The following is an 18612-nucleotide window of genomic DNA, read 5'->3' as shown; positions in this document are numbered from 1 at the left end:
TTTCTATTTCTTGGTTTTCTGCCGCTACTGCCAACGGCTCGCTAATAGCCGTAGTAGTTGGAGCGGCGCGACCGCCACCAGGCCACCGGCAGCGCCAAGGCTTTGCCCAGCGTGGACACATAGGCGCGGGTGCGAAACACCTGGTAGTGGTTGCGCTCGATGGCGTTGAGAATCTGCCGGTAGAGCATCAATGAAGCCGCCACCGGCCAGCGGGAGTCCGGCTGCAGGGTGGGGATCCCCCGTTCCGCCTGGGCGTAGAGCTCTCGAGCCCGCCGGATCTCGTAGTCCATGAGCGCCATCCAGCGCTCGTCGATGACGTGGTTAAACAGATCCCGCTCCGAGTAGTTGAAGCGGCGCAGATCTTCAAGGGGAATGTAGATCCGACCCCGACGGGCATCTTCCCCCACATCGCGCAAGATGTTGGTCAGTTGCATGGCAATCCCCAGGGCCACCGCCTCCTCGCGGCCATCCCGCCCTGGCACAAACCCCATGATCTCGGAGCACATCAGGCCCACTACCCCAGCCACGCGGTAGCAGTAGACCTGCAGCTCTTCCCAGGTGGCATAGCGCCGAATGTCCAGATCCATGCTCTGCCCCCGCAACATCTCGCGGAAGGGCTCAATGGAGAGACGGTAGGTGCGGATGGTGTGGATAAGAGCCGGGTCAGTGGGCACTTGCGGCTCCCCTCCCTGGAACAGAGACTCCAGATGAGCTCCCCACTGCTCTAGCTTGCGGCGGGTGACTTCCACCTCTACTTGGCTGGCCTCTAGCCCATCCAGCAACTCATCGGTTTGCCGCAGCCAAGCATAGATGGCCCAGATGGCCCGCCGTTTGGGTCGAGGCAGGAGTAGGGACCCCAAATAGAACGTCTTGGCGTGCTTAGCCGTGATCTGGCGGCAGAGGGCAAAGGACTGCTCAAGCGGACTCATTGGGCTCGTCTCCAGAGGCGCAGGGCCACATCTCAACACTATGGGAAGCTAGACCCCTGCCGGTGCCAAACGTGAGCAAGCAGCCGCTGGGGAGGGGATCCCTTTGTGGATAGCCTCAGCCGCCCACTTGCCGGAGAGGATGGCTCCCTCCATGCTGCCTAGGAAGGGCTGCAAGGTGTAGCTGCCGGCCAGGAAGAAGTTGGGAATGGGGGTAACTTGGGTGGGGCGGTACTGCTGCCGGCCTGGAGTAGCCTTGTAAACCGAGCGCGGGGTCTTCACCACCACCCATTTGCGCACCCGCGCCGGGTTGGGGCCGGTGAGATGCTGGGGAAAGAGTTTTTTCAGCTCCTCCAGGGTGGCGGCAAAGATCTCCTCGTCGCTGCGCTCGATCCATTCGGCAGCCGGGGCCAGCACCAGCTCCAGCATGGATCGGTGGGGATCGGCATAGGCGCGGCAGGTGTTGCTCATGTCGGCATACACGCTTAAAAGAGGCGAGCGGGAAAACAGGGAGTGGTCAATGTGAGTAATCTTGCGGTCAAACCAAATCTGCAGGCTGATCACCGGCACCCCTTCCAGCTCGCGCAGCTTTTGGAAAAAGGGGATCCCCCACCACTGAGCTGGCAGCAGCTCCTTGAGCGCATCCACCGAAAGGGCCGAGACGTAGGCATCGGCAGTTACCTGCAGGGGTCCGGAAGGAGTGACGACGCGAAAGCCGGCCACGCTGCCGTCAGGGTTGAGGTCAATCGCCTGCAGCGCCGCGTTCAAGTGCACCTGGCCGCCGCGGGCTACGATGTAGTCCACCATCGGCTGGCAGAGCCGCTCCGGCGGGGCACCGTCCAGGTAGGCAATCTTGGAGCCGTCTTTCTGGCGCAAAAAGCGGTTGAGGGCTGTCAGGGGCACCATGGCCGAGATCTCGTCCGGGTTGATAAACGCCAGCGCCTTGGAGACGGCGATGAAAATATCCGTGTTAACCCGCTCGTCAATGCCCTGCCGCCGCAGCCACTCCAGCAGAGTGTAGCGATCCATCTGCTCCACGTAGCGCTGGCCGCGCACCATGGCCGGCACCAACCCTAGGGCAAACTTTACCTTTTCGCTCCAGGTGAGCATGTCGTTGTTGCGCAGGATGGCCACAATGGCGTTGAAGGGGGCGGGAATGTCCGGCAGGTCAAAGCGGGAGTAGGTGCCCGGCTTGTCTGGCTGGTTGAAGATCAAGCTATGCTCCTTCCACTGCAGGCGATCCGAGATGCCCAGCTCCCGGAACAGTTGCAAGGTGTTGGGGTAGGCGCCGAAAAAGTTGTGCAGCCCCGTCTCGATCCAGTCGCCGTCGGCATCCTTCCAGGCGGCCACTAGCCCCCCCAGCACATCCCGCCGCTCAAAAAGCAGCGGCTGATGCCCAGCATCGCAGAGGTACTTGGCACAGGCCAGCCCTGCCAGCCCTCCCCCAGCAATGGCAACGCGCATGACGGTGACGCTCAAGCAACACTACCATTCTATTTGCAAACCGTTACAATTGCTGGCGGCTGCGAGAGCCCTGCTTTCCCGCCGGGATCCGATCCCTGGTAGGATACGGAAAAAATCCAGGGGGAGCGACAAAGATGGCCAAGCAAACACTGGGATCTCTGTTGTCATCTGGCTTTGATCTCAAAGGCAAGCGCGTACTGGTGCGAGTGGATTTCAACGTCCCTCTGGATCCTCAGGGCAACATCACTGACGACACTCGCATCCGCGCCTCCCTGCCCACCATCCAGGCCCTGGCCCAGGCAGGGGCCAAGGTCATCCTCACGAGTCACCTAGGCCGCCCCATCAAAAAAGACAAAGAGACCGGCGCTGTTCACATTACCCGCGAGGGCAACAGCCTAGCTCCTGTAGCCGTCCGCCTTGCCCAGCTTTTGGGCCAGCCGGTGGCCTTTGCCCCCGACTGCATTGGCCCTGAGGCCGAAGCGGTGGTGAACAACCTGGAAAACGGCCAGGTGGCCCTCTTGGAAAACGTTCGCTTTTACCCCGAAGAGGAAGCCAACGACCCAAAATTTGCCCGCAAGCTGGCCTCGCTGGCCGATCTATTCGTCAACGATGCCTTTGGCAGCGCCCACCGCGCCCATGCCTCTACGGCTGGCGTCACTGCCTACCTCCAGCCTGCTGTAGCTGGTTATCTCCTGGAAAAGGAGCTGCAGTTTCTTTCCGGCGCCATCGAGAATCCGCAGCGGCCCTTGGCGGCCATCATCGGCGGCTCCAAGGTCTCTACTAAGATTGGCGTCATCGAGCGGCTCTTGGAAAAAGTGGATAAGCTCCTCCTGGGTGGCGGCATGATTTTCACCTTCTACCAAGCCCAAGGGATTAAAACTGGCAAGTCTTTGGTGGAAACTGACAAGCTGGATCTAGCCCGCTCGCTGATGGAGAAAGCCAAAGCCCGGGGCGTCGAGCTGCTGCTGCCGGTGGATGTGGTGGTAGCCGATAAGTTTGACCCTGAAGCCAACGCCCAAACGGTTTCCATCCACGCCATCCCCGAAGACTGGATGGGCTTGGACATTGGCCCGGAATCGGTCAAAGCCTTCCAGGCTGCCCTACAGGGGTGCAAGACCGTAGTCTGGAACGGGCCGATGGGCGTCTTTGAATTTGACCGCTTTGCCGCAGGTACAGAAGCCATTGCCCGCACCCTGGCCGACCTCACCCAGGCCGGGGCCATCACCATCATTGGCGGCGGCGACTCGGTGGCAGCTGTGGAAAAAGCGGGCCTAGCGGACAAGATGACCCACATTTCCACGGGTGGCGGCGCCAGCCTGGAACTGCTTGAGGGCAAGGAGCTGCCCGGCATTGCCGCCCTCAGCGAAGCGTAGGTTCTGCGCAGCCCCTTAAAGGCAAAAAAGTGGGGGCTGGGCCTAGCCCCCTTCTTTGAAGATCGCTGCAGCGATGAGGACAGAGGATCCGGCTTAGTGCACCACCACCTTAACGTTGGCGTTGTTCAAGCCGGGACGCTTCACCTCAGCCAAGGTCTTGTTGATGGCGTACTTCTGGTTGATGGAGTTGATCAACTCGGTTTGGTTGTACTTCTTGGCCACGCCCCACAGATCGGCAATCAGGTCGTAGGAACCATCAGGGTTCTTGGACCAGCCCAGATCGTAGTCGCCCTCCAACTGGGCCACGATGTCAGCGCGAACACGCTGGCCATTGTAGCCACGCACCTCGGCGTTCAGCTTAACGGTGTAGCCAAGATCGCGCAGGGAGTTGATCAGGATTTGGCCGTCGGTGATTTTGGTGCGCAGAGTGCTAAAATGGGACATGGTGTTTCTCTCCTCCTTTGTGTAGGGGTTGGAACGTCAACAGAAACAACGGGCGACTTCTAGCGAAGGGTTGAGGCCATCTCTACCTATGCGGCAGTGATGTGGGCCTCAACCTTTTACTAGAACTCCAGCCGTTGGTACTCGGCTACAGCAGCTGCTGCTGGCCGCGCCCGCTGCTGGGCCCATTCCCTCAACGCTACCACTTGCTCCGTCATGGTGCGGGATAGCGGTTGAGTTGCTTTCGTTGCTGCCAAAATGTCCAACTGGGTAAACTCACGGTTTTGGGCAAACGCTTCATACATGGCAGCAATCAAAACTTGTTCGATCTCCGCGCCGGAGAAGCCTTCGCAGGCAGCGGCTAGCTGGCGCAGGTCAAAGCGACTAATATCGCGCCGCCGCTTCTGCAGGTGGATCCGAAAGATTTCCATGCGCTCGTTGATGTTGGGCAGATCCACAAAGAAGATCTCGTCAAAACGGCCCTTGCGCAGGAACTCTCCAGGAAGGCGATCCACGCGGTTAGCAGTGGCAATTACGAAAACCGGCGCGCGCTTCTCCTGCATCCAGGTGAGGAAGGAACCGAAAATGCGGCTGGAGGTGCCCCCATCGGAGTCGCTAGAGCCTGCTGCTCCTGCAAAGGCTTTATCCAGCTCGTCGATGAAGAGGATGGCTGGCGCCAGCGATTCAGCGGTGCGCAGGGCGCTGCGGAGGTTGGCCTCTGATTTCCCCACCATGGAGCCATCGTAAACGCGGCCCATGTCCAGGCGCAGCAGAGGCAGGCCCCAGAGACGAGCCGTAGTCTTGGCAATCAGGGACTTGCCGCAGCCGGGCACGCCCAGGATCAGCAAGCCCTTGGGGGCAGGTAGCCCGTAGGCGCGGGCTCGCTCGGTAAAGGCCTCGGAACGCTGCAGCAACCAGCGCTTTAACTCCTCGAGGCCGCCAACCGCGTCGATGGACTCGTCCTCTTCGATGAACTCAAGGATGCCATTGCGGCGGATGATTTGCTTTTTCTCGGAAAGGATGATGTCCACCTCCGCCTCGCTGAGGCGGCCATGCATCACCACCGCCTTGCGGTAAACTTTTTCCGCCTCGTCCTGCGTCAGCCCCAGGGCTGCCTTGACCAACTTTTCTCGAGTTTCGGGGCTCAGGGATCCCCCGCGCGGAAGCTGCTCCAGCTGCCGGTTGAGGATGCGCTCTAGCGTGGCCATGTCGGGAAGGGGGAAGTCCACCACGCAGATATCCTTTTCCAGCTCAACTGGGATTACCTGCACCGGCGACATGAGGAGAAGCGTTTTGTGGGATCCCTTGAGGCTGGCGACAGCATCCCGCAGCCAGCGCTTGACCTCAGGGTTGTCCAGAAAGTCGTGCAGATCCTTGAAAACAAAGATGGCAGGATCTTTGTGCTCCATCACCCACTGGATAGCGGGCTGCGGAGACTGGGTGTTGTGCTGGGTTAGGCTGCGGGGGTTGCCGTATTCAACAATGCCGTGAGTAACCGTCCAGGTAAACAAGCGCCGCTGCGGCCTAAGAGTACGGGCAATCGCCGCCAGGGTTGCCTCCGCCCGCTCCTCCTCTGAGGTAACCAGGTAAAGCAGTGGGTATTGAGCTTGGATGAGGATGCTGAGCTCTTGCATGGAAAACACCAACTGCGCGGAGGGAAACTGGAAAAAGGCTGAGGCAAGTGGGCGCTAACTGGGAAGCGGCCTAGCAGGGCACCAGCGCGTCCTGGCGCTCTTCCCCTGAACCTGTGGCAGCCCCCCAATATCCTGGCTCCACCGCTTCCAGGATGGCTTCAGCGGCAGACTGTTGGCGGAGAGAGACCACCTCCCCGTTGCGAATGACAAACGGGTGACTGCACTCGGGACAGCGGTGAACTCGGTAGGTACTGCCCTGAACTCCCTCGATGATCTCTGGGTGGAGCAAGTAGAAGCTAAGCGCCTTTTCGGCCACCGCTGACATCGGCTCCCTCTCCACGGCAGCCCGGATCTTCAGCCTGCGGTGCAGTTCAGGCGAGAGATATAGCGTTACCTTTTGCTTGGCCTCTGGGCCTTCCCCAACCTCTGGCCGCTGACTCATGGCTAGCTGTTTTCTCGTTACGCGCCGGGCTTGCAAGCCATCATAGCCGGCCTGACGTCTTGACGGCAAAATCTTAACAATCTGTAACGATCTTCTTGGGGGCTTTCCTGGCTTGTGGAGATCCCCTGCTGGCAGAGTAGGCTGAGTTAGGAGATGCAGAAGTTCATTCCCCATGGAACGCCTCATTGCTACTTTCAGCAAAAGCTTCTTCACGTGGGGCCGTCGTTTCCTGGTGCAAGCCGGCGACGGTTTGGCCAGCCTGAAAGATACGGCCCTAGACAGCGGCAACCTGCTCCTCTGTAGGGCGCGCATTGCTTTGGCGGATGCCAGCTTCACCACTCTAAGGGCAATTCGCTCTCGCTTCGGCTCGACCCGCTAGCTACCCAGACCTTGCAGCCGATAGAGCTTGGCGTAGAGACCGTTGCGGGCCAGGAGCTCGGCATGGGATCCCTCTTCTTTCAGCTCCCCCCGCTGCAGCACCAGGATGCGATCCACATCGCGGATGGCGGAGAGACGGTGGGCGACGATGAGGGCAGTGCGATCCCGCAGCAGAGTCTGCAGAGCAGATTGGAGGAGGGCCTCGGTGCCCACATCCAGGCTAGCGGTAGCCTCATCCAAGACCAGGATCTTGGGATCCCGCCACATGACCCGCAGGAAGCTGATGAGCTGCTTCTGGCCGCTGGAAAGGTTACTGCCCCGCTCCCGCACAGGGGTGGCATAGCCCTGGGGCAGGCTGCCGATGAACTCGTGCAGGTGAAGTTGGCGGGCAACCCGCTCTACCTCGGCCAGATCCCCTTGCTCGCCTAGGGTGATGTTTTGCTGGATATCCCCGGAAAACAGGAAGCCCTCCTGCAGGAGGACCCCTAGGTGACGGTGCAGCTCAGCCTGGGGCAGGTCGCGAATGTCCACCCCGTCGATGCGAATGCAGCCGTGGCTGACGTCGTAGAGGCGGCAAAGGAGGCGGATGATGGAGCTTTTGCCAGCGCCGGTGGGCCCCACGAGGGCTACCTTTTCGCCGGGGCGGATGGTGAAGCTGAGGTCTTTGAGCACCCACTCGCCAGGGTTGTAGGCAAACCAGACGTGCTCGAACTGCACCTCTCCTCTGGCCGTGGGGGGCAGGTGGCGCGGCTGGGCGGGATCCCGAAGGGTCACCGGCAGGCTGAGGATGTGGTCGATGCGTTCCACAGCGGTGAACCCTGACTGGAGGGCAGTGAACTTTTCTGCCAACTGGCGCAGCGGGTTAAAAAAGCGCTGGGAAAAGAGGATAAAGGCGTAGAGGCTGCCCAAGGTCAGAGGCTCCGTGAGCAGGGGCAGGGATCCTCTCCAGTTGCTCTTACTAGCGGCGATGACCTGCTGCCCGCCTACCCAGAGGAGAGCAGCCACTGCCAACCACGCAACCCACTCCAAAACGGCAGAAAGGGCAGCGTCGTAGAAGATGGTCTGATCCACCTCTTGGATATGGCGCCGATTGATGGTTTGAAACATCTTGCTGTTGAGCCGCTCCCGGCAAAACAGTTGCACCACGGCAATGCCCAAGAGGTTTTCCTGGATCCAGGCGTTGAGCTTGGAGAGCTCTTCCCGGGCGCGAAAGTCGGCAAGGCGAAAGCGGCGCTGCAGCTCGAGGACCAAAGCGCTAATAGGCAGGACGAGGAGGATAAGCAGCAGGCCCAGATCCCAGCGCTGGCTGAGCATCACCGTGGCAACGACCAGCAGGGTAAACAGGTCGCTGACAATGCCAACCGCACCGGTGGAAAACACGTCCCCCAACGCTTCCACGTCGCTGGTGATGCGGGTAATCAGCTTGCCCACGGGGGTGCGGTCAAAAAACTGAGCCGGCAGGGCCAGAACGTGGGCAAAGAGATCGTTGCGGATGTCGCGGGTTATCAACTGCCCCAGCTTCTGGCTGGTATACCCTTCCAAGGCTTGAAAAACCCAGCGGACAAGCAGCGTGAGCAGCAACAGGCCCAAGTAGGGCCAGAGGCCGGCAAGGGTCCTACTATCCCCCTGGGCAAAGGCTTGGGCGATGGGGCCATCCAGAGCCCGCTGCAGGATCAAGGGCTGCACCGCATCCGCCAAGGCCAGGGGGGGCAGGAAGGCCAAGGCAGCCAACAACAGCTTCAGGTGCCGCCGGGCGTAGGGCCAGAGCAGCCGCAGCAGCCGCCAATCGCTTCGGGGATCCCTGGAGGAAGCGGCCTCGGAGGAAGAGGTAGCAAGGCTCACGGACTTCTACCCAAGAACGCTGATGTCACCTCGTGGAGATTGGTGCGCGCCAGCAAGGAGCTGGGGCACAGCTAAACCCGACAATCCGCTAAGCCGTGGTGTAATGCCTCGGCCATAGGCGCAGATCTTCTGCCGAGAAGAATCCATTGCCACACCGCTGTCGCGAACGAAGACTAGAGGGAGGCTCCGTTCCCCAACTGGGCAGAGAACTGAGAAGGGATCATCTTGGTGCCCACACCGGCATCGGTCAGCAGCTCCAGGAGCAGGGAGTGAGGGGAGCCGCCATCCAGGATGTGGGCAGCGCGCACCCCTTGGGCCAAGGCGCGAATGCAGCACTGCACCTTGGGGATCATTCCCCCTCTGACCACCCCTGTCCGGATCAACTGGCGGGCCGTCTCGATATCCAGGAGCGTAATCAGGGAGCTGGGATCCTCAGGATCCCTGAGAATGCCTGGGGTATCGGTAAGGAGGATTAACTTCTCTGCCCCTAAAGAGGCTGCCAGCTCCCCGGCCACGGTGTCGGCGTTGATGTTGTAGGCTTGGCCGGTCTCGTCGGCGGCCACACTGGCAATGACCGGGATCTGGTTGCCCTCTAGCAGAGTGTGCAGCACCTGCGGGTTGACGCTGCTCACCTCCCCCACAAAGCCAATTTCCGCTCGACCCTGGGAGCGAGCTCTAATGAGGTTGCCATCCCGGCCACACAGCCCCACCGCCGATCCGCCAGCCAGGCTAATGAGCTGGACAATCTGTTTGTTGACTTTGCCCACCAGCACCATCTCCACCACCTCCATGGTGGCGGCATCGGTTACCCGTAGGCCGTCGACAAACTTGAAAGGGATGTCCAGCTTCTGGAGCCAACTGTTGATTTCCGGCCCCCCGCCATGCACCAGCACCGGCCGAATGCCGACACAGGCAAGAAAAACAATATCCCGCAGCACCTCAGCTCGGCGCTCCTGCTGCACCATGGCGGCGCCGCCGTATTTGATAACCATGATGCGCCCCTGGTACTGCTGGATGTAGGGCAGGGCTTCGAGGAGAATCTGCGCCCGTGTTAGGGGATCACAGGCCACAGCCTGAGAGCTGGTTGCTGCCGAAAGAGAGGCGTTGCTCTGCACGGCCAAAAGTCCCGTGTAAAACTTCCCGAAGATCGTACTAGAAACTAGCAGACGGCTAGCTGCGCAAGGTAACCGGAAAGTGCTTTTCTAGCTGTGCCCTCACCTGGTTTTGCGCAGCTTCCACTTCGGCATCGGTGAGCGTGCGATCCAGAGCGCGATAGACCAGCCGGAAGGCCAGACTGCGCTGCCCTGGCGGTACCCCTTGGCCGCGGTACTCGTCAAAAAGCTGCACCGACTGCAACAGAGGGCCTGCCGCCTGGCGGATGACCTCCTCGATTTCCGCCACCGATAGCTCCAGCGGCGCAAAGAAGGCAATGTCCCGGGCCGAGGCGGGGAAAGGGGAAAAGGGGGAAAATTGCACCCGGCCCCGCCTCTCTAGGCTGGCTAGCAAGGGATCCAACTCCAGCTCAAACCCATAGACCTCCTCCGGCAAATCTTTCTCCTGGCAAAGGCGGGGGTGAAGCTGCCCGAATAGGCCAAGGCGGGATCCCTCAATCCAGATGCCGGCCTGTCGACCCGGGTGCAACAGCGGCGATTGCGCCTCAGGGGGATCCGGGCGAAACTCTGGGGTAAACCCCAGCCGCTCCAGTGCCGAGACCAAGAGCCCCTTGGCCTCGAACCAGTCCATGGGCCGGTTGTGGTGCCGCCAGTCATTGGGGTTGAGATCCCCGCCCAGGATGCCCCCCAAGTGCTCCGCCTCTTGATAGGGCTCAGGACTGGAGGGAGGGGCATAGGCAAAGACGTGGCCAATCTCAAAAGCCTGCAGGGGGCCATTCCCCTGGGCCCAGTTGTAGCGGAAGGCCTCCACCAAGCCAGGCAGCAGCGCCTTGCGCACAGCGGAGTACTCGGGGGAAAGCGGATTGGCGATTTTGACCAGGGAGCTGTCCTCGTCCGCCGGACAGAGGGAGATGTGGTACACCTCCGTCAGGCCAATGCCCCGCATCACCTCGCGAATTTGCCGCGTCAAAGTCTCCCGTGTCGAGAGGGATCCCACCAGCGGCTCCGTGGGCAGGGTTTCGGAGAAGCGGTTGTAGCCGTAGAGGCGGGCAAACTCCTCAATCAGGTCGATCTCTCGCTCAACATCCCGCAAGCGATGGGGGGGAACAGATACCTGCCAAACGCAGCTAGCCACGCTCGCCGTCGCGGTAGCGGGGTCGGCCTTGGGGGCAACTGCCTGAGAGCGGGAAAGCTGAAAGCCCAGAGCCGACAGGATTTCCTCCACTTCCTCTGGCTGCACCTCGTCCCCTAGCACGTCGATAAGCCGCGACAGCCGCAGCTGGAGCGTCCGCTCCAAGGGTGGCCGCTGGTCAAACGTGGTCAGGCCCACCACCGCGCCTCCAGCCAGCTCCAAGATTAACTGCACCGCCCGATCCCGCGCCAGCTCAAGGGTAGCCAAGTTAACCCCTCGCTCATAGCGGGCCGAGGCTTCGGTGCGCAGCCCCTGCAAGCGGGACGAGCGGCGCGTGACCACGGGGTCAAAGAGGGCTGCCTCCAGAAAAACCTTGGTGGTGGCTGCGTCTACTTCCGTCTCCTCCCCTCCCATGACGCCGGCCAGGGCCACCGGTCGGCTGCCGGCAACGATGAGATGGTTTTCAGCGTGCAAAGTACGGATTTGGCCGTCCAGAGTTTTCAGGGTTTCTCCCGGCTGGGCAAAGCGCACTTCGATGGTGGGTTCCTCCTTGCCCATGACCTGCAGCAGGCGATCCCAATCGAAAGCGTGCAGGGGCTGGCCCCATTCCAGCAGGATCAAGTTAGTAACATCCACAACATTGTTGATGGAGCGCATGCCGGCGGCGGCCAGCCGGTGTTTGAGCCAGTCGGGGGAAGGGCCAACCTTTACCCCCTCAATCAGCACGCCGCTGTAGGCGGGACAAGCTTTGGCATTGGCAATGCGCAACTGGAAGTTGGGGATGGGCAGAGCCTGCAGAGGCTGGACGGGTGGCAGGCGTAGCGGGTTGCGGGTAAGAGCGGCCACCTCGCGGGCAATCCCCACCATGCATAGAGCGTCGGCCCGGTTGGCGGTGGAGGTGAGATCCAGCACCACATCGTCTAGGCCCAGCAGGGGGCGCACATCAGAGCCCAGCGGATGAGCCTTGAGATCCAAATCGGGGGGAAATTCGTGGATCCCCGCCGAAGCTTTCTCCAAGCCCAGCTCAGCTAGAGAACAGATCATGCCCTCCGAGAGTACCCCTCGCTTTTCCGCTTTGGCGATGGTCAGGTTCACGGCGGGCAAATGGGTGCCTGGCGTAGCCACAGGAACCAGCAGGCCAGGACGGGCGTTGGCAGCTCCGCAGACAATCGTGGCCGGCCGTTCGCCTCCCAAATCCACCTGACAGACCCGCAGCCTATCGGCATTGGGATGGGGCTCGGCAGCCAGGATCTTGCCCAGAACCACTCCCTCTGCCCAACGGCGGCGATCCTCAATCTCCTCCACTTCAAAGCCCACCATGGTGAGGGCTTCCGCCAGTTCTTCCGGGGAAAGCTCAAAATCCACCAGTTCCCGCAGCCACTTCAAGGAGATGCGCATCGCTACTCCAGGGTGCCAACGCCGCACCCATTATCAGATCCCCCTCCAAAACCGGCAAGAGACTCCCTATCCCCCGGCAGCGAAGGTGGCCATGAGGATCAATGACAGCAAGATGCCTGGAAAGAGCAGGGTTATCAGGAGCAGGAACTCGGAAAGCGTCATAGGCTAGAGGTAAGCAGAGGCATCACTTTTCAAGCTAGACTCTTCCAGTTGCCTTTCCTCCCTCGGTTTGGGATCTCTTCCGGCTAGCAAGGTCCTGACCCCAATCGCAACAAGCTTTGCCCTCTTGCTGGGTACTTTGGCAGGCCATAGGCAACCAAGGCAGCCTACGGCAGGGCATCGAGAGTTCCCACCCTCTAGGGCGGGGAGGATGGCAAAAAAGAGGTGAAGAACTTCTCCGACAGCCGCAATGGGCATTCAAGGCAAGCGCATTGCCGTCGAGCCTGCGGATCTTCGCCCCTGGCTGAAAGCAGCAGTCCTGGCGGGGGGCGGCGAAATTGTGCCCCTCTCAGAAGCAGAAGCCTTGGTCTGGACCGATGGTTTCGACGTGCCAGGTTTAAGGCGTTGCTTGGCAGAGGGCCAAGGGATCCGCTGGGTGCAGTTGCCGTGGGCAGGCGTGGAGCCTTTTGCCCAAGCGGGGATCTTGCATCCCGCCTACGTGTGGACCTGCGGCAAGGGGGTGTACGCCCAGGCAGTGGCCGAGCATGCCCTGGCCCTCACCCTGGCTGGCCTACGGGATCTGAAGATCCGCGCTTTGGCCCAGACTTGGCAGCCGGGATCCGGCACCAGCCTCTGGGGCAAGCGGGTGGTGATTTTTGGGGCAGGGGGCATTGCCCAGGCCCTGATCCAGTTGCTACAGCCCTTTCAGTGCGCCATCGATGTAGTGCGGCGCAGGGCGGATCCCTTGCCGGGAGCCGGCCGAGTGGTGACGCTGGCAGAGCGGCAGTCGGTGCTGGCGGGGGCGGATGTGGTGATCCTGGCCTTGGCCCTCACCCCCGAGACAGAGGGGATCATCGCCCGGCCAGAGCTGGAGCAGATGGGATCCGGCTGCTGGCTGGTCAATGTGGCGCGCGGCAAACACATCGTGACTCCCGACCTGGTGGCTGCTTTGCAAGAAGGAATCATCCGGGGCGCCGCCCTGGATGTTACAGACCCGGAGCCGCTGCCCCCTGGACATCCCCTCTGGAGCTTGCCCAATTGCCTAGTTACCCCCCACACAGCCATTACCGATGCCATGATCATCCCCGCTTTGTCTGAGCGGGTGCGGGAAAACGTGCGCCGCTTTCGGCTGGGGGAGCCTTTGTTGGGGGTGGTAGACCCAGTTCTGGGCTATTGAGCGGGGTTGCTTGAAGCTGCGGCTTTAGACGCGAGCGAGCTCCTGGACGCGGGCGGCGATGGCCTCGGCCATCTCCTGAGTGCCCACAGGCTCCCCTTGGGCCAGGTCATAGGTGACGTATTTGCCTTCGGCAATGACCGACTGCACTGCCGCTTCTACCCTCGCGGCGGCTTCCCGCTCGCCTAGGTAGCGCAGCATCATGGCCCCGGAGAGGATGAGGGCAGAGGGGTTGACCTTGTTCTGACCAGCATATTTGGGTGCTGAGCCGTGGATGGCCTCAAAGACAGCGATGCCATCGCCAATGTTGGCCCCCGGCGCCACCCCCAGCCCGCCAATCATGCCAGCGCACAGATCCGAGATGATGTCCCCATAGAGGTTGGTGAGCACCAGCACATCGTAGAGCTGCGGCTTTTGCATCAGTTGCATGCACATGTTGTCCACGATGCGATCCTCAAACTCGATGTCGGGGTACTCCTGGGCCACCTCCCGCGCCACCTGCAAAAACAGCCCGTCGGTAAACTTCATGATGTTGGCTTTGTGAACGGCCGTTACCTTTTTGCGGCCATTTTGGCGGGCATATTCGAAAGCAAACTTGACGATGCGGCGGCTGCCAAACTCTGAGATGGGCTTGATGGCAATGGCCGATCCCTCGCGGATGAACTTGCCGGAAAGGCGCATCATCTCCTCTCGCGCCTGCACAGCTTCGGGGGTCCCCCTTTCAAACTCGATCCCGGCGTAGAGATCTTCAGTGTTTTCCCGCACCACCACTAGGTCGATGTTTTGAAAAGGGCTTTTGATGCCAGGGATAGATTTGGCCGGGCGCAGGTTGGCGTAGAGGTCTAGCTCTTTGCGGATGGCTACATTGACGGAGCGAAAGCCCGTGCCTACAGGGGTGCCAATGGGCCCTTTGATGGCCACTTTGGTTTCTCGGATGGACTCCAACACCTGCGGCGGCAAAGGCGTGCCGTATTTCTCAATCACCTCTACCCCTGCTTCCACCCGGATCCACTCCAGTTCCACCCCGGTGGCCTCCAAGACCGTGGTCATCGCCTTGGTTACTTCCGGGCCAATGCCATCTCCAGGAATCAACGTTACCCGATAGGCCACAAGTGCTTCTCCTTGGTTGACACCCCACAAGAGCCCCCTTGGCCGCAATCGGCCAGGGATCCCCTGAGCTTAAACGAAGCTTAAACGACTATAGAACAGATTGGGGCCGAGAATGTTGCCCCGCTAACCCTTAGCCTCCCAATCTGGACAGAACTAGAGGATCCGCAGCGGATCCACATCGAGGCTGACGCGGATCCCCTGGGGGATATGTCCAAGGGCGCTGCGCAAGTGGGCATCGATCTGGGCGCGATCCCAGGGCTGACCGGGAAGCTGTTTGAGCAGGATCTGCCAGCGGTAGCGGCCGGCAACCCGTTCCACTTGGGCTGGCCCTGGGCCTAGGATCTCGGCTGGGATCCCTTGCAGGCGTTCGGCCACGCGCTGGCAATAGCGCTCCAGTGCCTCCAGGGAGGTGCTGCTTAGGCGGATCAAGATCAGGGCTCGGTAGGGAGGGTAGCCCCCCTCTTGGCGTTGGCGCAGCTCGGCCTGGACAAAGCCCTCGTAGTCGTGGGCCAGCACCGCTTGCAAGATGGGGTGCTCTGGCAAATAGGTCTGGATAATGGCCTGGCCCGGCAGGGATCCCCGTCCTGCTCGGCCCGCCACTTGGGTGAGCAGTTGAAAGGTGCGTTCACCAGCGCGGTAGTCAGGCTGGTGCAATAGGCCGTCGGCAGCCACTACCCCCACCAGCGTCACCTGGGGAATGTCCAGCCCCTTGGTGAGCATCTGGGTGCCCACCAGCACCTGAGCCTTGCCGCTGCGAAACTGCTCCAGCAAGTTGCGGTGGGATCCCTTGCGGCGGGTGGCATCGCTGTCGTAGCGCAGGATCCCTAGCTGCGGCCAGTGCTGCTGCAGCACCTCCACCACCTTCTGGGTGCCGGTACCAAAGTGCTTTAGGTAGGGCGAACCACAGGCAGGGCAGCGCTGGGGGTGGGGTTGGCGGGCGCCGCAGTAGTGGCAGCGCAGCTCCTGCCCGCCCTCTAGGTGAACGGTAAGGGAGACGTCGCAGTGGGCGCAGGTGAGGACAAAGCCGCAACTGCGGCACAAAACAAAGGTGCTGTAGCCGCGGCGGGGGACAAAGAGGATGGCCTGTTCCCCCCTCTTCAAAGTCTCGTGCAAGGCTTGTTGCAGGCGACGGCTAAGAATGCTGCGGTTACCCGCCTGCAGCTCTTGGCGCATGTCCACCAGCTCCACCTGGGGCAGGGTGGCCGGGATCCCCGCCTGAGGAATGCGCTGCGGCAGGGCCAGACGAACCCAGCGCTGCGGGTCCTGGAGGTGGGCGGCGTAGGTTTCCACTGCGGGTGTGGCGCTGCCCAAGACCAGGGGACAGTTGGCCAGCTCAGCCCGCCACTCCGCCACTTGTCGAGCGTGGTAACAGGGCTGGGGCTGATCCTGCTTGAAGCTGTCGTCGTGCTCCTCGTCCAAGACAATCAGGCCAAGATTGGCCAAGGGGGCAAACACCGCCGAGCGCGTGCCAATTACTACCTGGGGGACAGAGATCACCATCTGCCGCCAGAGGTCGTAGCGCTCCCCTGCCGAGAGGCCGCTGTGGTAGGTCCACACGCGGGATCCCAGCCGCGCCCGAAAGCGATCCGTCAGTTGCGGGGTAAGGCCAATCTCCGGCACCAGCACCAAGGCCGACCGTCCCTGTTGCAGCACCTGGGCAATGACCTGTAGGTACACCTCCGTCTTGCCCGAGCCGGTGACCCCGTGCAGCAGAAAGCGTTGGTTTTGCCCCAGAGCTTGGCCAATGGCCGCCACTGCCTCGGCCTGAGCTGGCGTCAGAGGCTTGGGCCGATCTTGCTCCACAGGCCGGTCGGCCTCCCCCAGCCGCAGCAGGGGCCGCTCGTAGAGGTGCACCCGGCCTTTGCGGGCCAGGCTCTGCAACACCGACCGACTCACCCCCGCCAGACGCTCCCACTCGACTAGCAGCAGCTCCCCCCCTTTTTGCTTGAGGATCTGCAGCGCTTTCTGCTGGGGCAAGCTCAGCCCCTCCAGCGAGTCCTCTACCAAGGTGGCTGCCTGCTGGGTTTTTACCCTACCCCCCTGCTGCTCCTGCCAGAAACTTTCCACCCAACCCCGCCGCTGCAGCTCCCGCAGGGCCAGCTCGGCGCCGGGCACCTGCTGCTGGAGGTAGCGCCAAGACAGCTCCCCCCCTTTTTCCTGGAGCAGCCGCAGCAAAGCCTGGGCAGCCGGCGAACATTCCCCTTGCGGGGATCGAACTAGGCGGATCCGTCGCTGGGAGCGGCTAAGCAAGCCAGGGGGCAAGACCGTGCGCACCACCTGCGCCAGGGGGGTGAGATAGTAATCGGCTACCCGCTGCAACAGGGGCCAGAACTCCTTGGGCAGGATCCCTTTGGCCACCACTGCCTCAATTGTCCGCACCGACTGGGGCTCTACCCCTGCCGGCAACTCGGCACGCCAGCCCAGGGCTACTGCCCCCGCTACCTGCTGGCCAAAGGGGACGCTGAGGAGGTCGCCGGCCTCTGGCTCCCATCCCTCCGGCACACGGTAGATGAAGCACCCTCCTAAACGAGGATGATCCACCCACACCTCCAACCAGCGAGGAGGAGCGGACTGCAAAACGGGATCCCTCACGGGCGGGACAAAAACCGCGGCAGATCTACCGCCCGCTTCCCGGCCCGAGCCAGCAGGGGTCGCGGCTGAAGCGCGGGCTTGGCGGCTTGGAGGGAAGCAGGAGACTCCGCTCCCTTGGGTGTGTCAGCCCCTTTGGCAACCCCATCAACCCGAGCTGGGATCTCTAGACCCCTGCGCTCCAGGGCTGCCTTGAGGCTAAGCACATGCATCTGTTGCTGCTCGCACTTCTCTTTCAGGGATCGGTTCTCTTCTAAAAGAGCCTCTCGCTCTGCCTGCAAAGCCTTCACCTGCGCCTCCAAGGCTTCGGCTTGTTCTTGCAAATGGGCAATGGCCACCTGGGCAGAGCGTAGCTGCGATTGCTTGGCAGATTGCTCGGCAAGCTCATCCAAAGCCGCCTGAAGCTGCTGCTCCAACGCCTCGATGCGCTGCTGAGCTTGGGCGTACTGCCCCTGCCAGTGGGCAATCTCTGCCTGGGCTTGGGAGAGGGCTGCCTCCAATTCCTGTCGTTGTTCTTGCCAGCGCTGCTGCGCTTCCGCTTCCGTCTCCGCATAGCCCGCTAGCCGCGCCTCAAGGCGCTCCCGCTCTCCCTGCCAAGCTGCCTGCTGCTCGCTGTAGAGAGCCCGCAGTCTGCTCAGCTCTGCCTGCGTTTCCGCCAGTTGGGTGCGGGCTAAAGAAAGCTCGGCCTTGAAACGCTGTAACATCTCCACCCGTTTTTGGGCCAGATCCTGGGCTTCTACTAGCGAGGCTTGGAGCTCCTGCTGACGGTGTTCCCACTGACGGCGCTCCTGGGCATGGGCCAACCGCAGCTGCTCAAGCTGCTCCTGCAGGGCCTCAATATCTTGGCGCTGCCGCTCGTTGAGTCGTTGTCGTGCTGCCAGCTGAGCTTCTTGCTCCGAGAGCAGAACCTTTTGCTCTGCCAAGGTTTGCTGGAGCTGGTGCAGAGCATGCTCCCGCTCCTGCAGCTGAGTGCGCAGGGCTTGCACCTCAGCCTGCAGGCTTTCCTGAAGGGTGCGCCGCTCTTGCAGTTCCGCTTCAGCTTTGAGCAGCCGGGCCTCCAACTGCTGCTGCCACAGGGCCGAAGGCTGCTCTGACTTGGGATCCGGTTCCGAGACAGAGTCCTTGACCGAACGGCCAGCCTGTGCCTCGGGAAGGGTAGGGTCCAGCTTGCCTGAGGAGGGAACCTGCATAGGGAGAGGAAGCAGTGGAGGTAATGACGAGGCTTCTTGAAGTATAGGGAGATTTTCTAGGGGGTTCAAGCTAGCGAGCAGAGCTCCATGCCTTCTGGCTCCCAGCTAGGCAAAGCAGCTGCCCTAGCTTTCTGCTCCTCTTAACTCCCTCACTCCCCAGCCTAACTACTGTCATGGAGCTTAGCGGACTCGAACCGCTGACCCCTTCAATGCCATTGAAGTGCTCTACCAACTGAGCTAAAGCCCCA

14 protein-coding genes and 1 tRNA gene are annotated in these 18612 nt (G+C 61.6%); 3 read left to right on the top strand and 12 right to left on the bottom strand.

Features of this window, described 5'->3' with window-relative positions; all coding sequences use genetic code 11:
- Positions 1–41: 41 nt before the first annotated feature.
- Both NW808_RS05920 and pds read right to left on the bottom strand, forming a co-directional pair.
- Entirely contained in the window at positions 42–929 is an 888-nt protein-coding gene (locus NW808_RS05920; protein WP_414420597.1) for a phytoene synthase, read from the bottom strand.
- A gap of 48 nt (positions 930–977) precedes the next feature.
- Positions 978–2390, bottom strand: a complete 1413-nt coding sequence (gene pds, locus NW808_RS05915; protein WP_414410914.1) for a 15-cis-phytoene desaturase — start codon at positions 2388–2390, stop codon at positions 978–980.
- A gap of 134 nt (positions 2391–2524) precedes the next feature.
- Between pds and NW808_RS05910 the strand changes: the two genes are divergently transcribed.
- Complete coding sequence (locus tag NW808_RS05910; protein ID WP_414420596.1) at positions 2525–3763, top strand: phosphoglycerate kinase; 1239 nt, start codon at positions 2525–2527, stop codon at positions 3761–3763.
- 93 nt (positions 3764–3856) lie between these two features.
- On the opposite strand, the gene NW808_RS05905 is transcribed toward NW808_RS05910, so the two are convergent.
- The 3 genes from NW808_RS05905 to NW808_RS05895 all read right to left on the bottom strand — a co-directional run bounded on the left by NW808_RS05905 (position 3857) and on the right by NW808_RS05895 (position 6280).
- Positions 3857–4207, bottom strand: a complete 351-nt coding sequence (locus NW808_RS05905) for a DUF1257 domain-containing protein (RefSeq protein WP_414360780.1) — start codon at positions 4205–4207, stop codon at positions 3857–3859.
- Between the two features lie 119 nt (positions 4208–4326).
- A complete protein-coding gene (locus tag NW808_RS05900; protein ID WP_414393860.1) occupies positions 4327–5838 on the bottom strand; it encodes an AAA family ATPase in 1512 nt (503 codons plus the stop codon).
- Positions 5839–5908: 70 nt separating this feature from the next.
- The gene (locus NW808_RS05895) at positions 5909–6280 is read right to left on the bottom strand and encodes a hypothetical protein (protein WP_414420595.1); all 372 of its coding nucleotides are present in this window, start codon (positions 6278–6280) and stop codon (positions 5909–5911) included.
- A gap of 172 nt (positions 6281–6452) precedes the next feature.
- Between NW808_RS05895 and NW808_RS05890 the strand changes: the two genes are divergently transcribed.
- Positions 6453–6659, top strand: coding sequence for a hypothetical protein (locus NW808_RS05890; RefSeq protein ID WP_414393856.1), 207 nt, complete (start codon positions 6453–6455; stop codon positions 6657–6659).
- Here NW808_RS05890 and NW808_RS05885 read toward each other — a convergent pair.
- The 3 genes from NW808_RS05885 to pheT all read right to left on the bottom strand — a co-directional run bounded on the left by NW808_RS05885 (position 6656) and on the right by pheT (position 12142).
- Entirely contained in the window at positions 6656–8500 is a 1845-nt protein-coding gene (locus NW808_RS05885) for an ABC transporter ATP-binding protein (protein WP_414420594.1), read from the bottom strand. The two genes, NW808_RS05890 and NW808_RS05885, sit on opposite strands and share 4 nt — an antisense overlap.
- Before the next feature lie 173 nt (positions 8501–8673).
- On the bottom strand, positions 8674–9570 hold the full coding sequence (gene argB / locus NW808_RS05880; RefSeq protein ID WP_414420683.1) for an acetylglutamate kinase: 897 nt from the start codon (positions 9568–9570) through the stop codon (positions 8674–8676).
- Between the two features lie 100 nt (positions 9571–9670).
- Entirely contained in the window at positions 9671–12142 is a 2472-nt protein-coding gene (pheT, locus tag NW808_RS05875) for a phenylalanine--tRNA ligase subunit beta (RefSeq protein WP_414420593.1), read from the bottom strand.
- 409 nt (positions 12143–12551) lie between these two features.
- Here pheT and NW808_RS05870 point away from each other — a divergent pair, with 409 nt between their 5' ends.
- The gene (locus NW808_RS05870; protein WP_414420592.1) at positions 12552–13478 is read left to right on the top strand and encodes a D-isomer specific 2-hydroxyacid dehydrogenase family protein; all 927 of its coding nucleotides are present in this window, start codon (positions 12552–12554) and stop codon (positions 13476–13478) included.
- A 24-nt stretch (positions 13479–13502) separates the two neighbouring features.
- Here NW808_RS05870 and NW808_RS05865 read toward each other — a convergent pair whose 3' ends face one another.
- The 4 genes from NW808_RS05865 to NW808_RS05850 form a co-directional block, all read right to left on the bottom strand.
- Positions 13503–14585 carry an isocitrate/isopropylmalate dehydrogenase family protein gene (locus NW808_RS05865; RefSeq protein WP_414393849.1) on the bottom strand — a complete coding sequence of 361 codons (1083 nt, stop codon included), beginning with the start codon at positions 14583–14585 and terminating at the stop codon, positions 13503–13505.
- 153 nt (positions 14586–14738) lie between these two features.
- Positions 14739–17132: a primosomal protein N' gene (priA, locus tag NW808_RS05860; RefSeq protein ID WP_414420682.1), complete on the bottom strand. Its 2394-nt coding sequence runs from the start codon at positions 17130–17132 to the stop codon at positions 14739–14741.
- Positions 17133–17173: 41 nt separating this feature from the next.
- On the bottom strand, positions 17174–18364 hold the full coding sequence (locus tag NW808_RS05855) for a hypothetical protein (RefSeq protein ID WP_414420591.1): 1191 nt from the start codon (positions 18362–18364) through the stop codon (positions 17174–17176).
- A 174-nt stretch (positions 18365–18538) separates the two neighbouring features.
- Positions 18539–18611, bottom strand: a tRNA-Ala gene (locus tag NW808_RS05850).
- Between the last annotated feature and the right edge of the window lies 1 nt (position 18612).

Source organism: Synechococcus sp. W70.1, from assembly GCF_047461515.1.
Classification (GTDB): domain Bacteria; phylum Cyanobacteriota; class Cyanobacteriia; order Thermostichales; family Thermostichaceae; genus Thermostichus.
The sequence above is the reverse complement of the archived record's forward strand: the minus strand, read 5'-3'. Positions and strand labels throughout refer to the sequence as shown.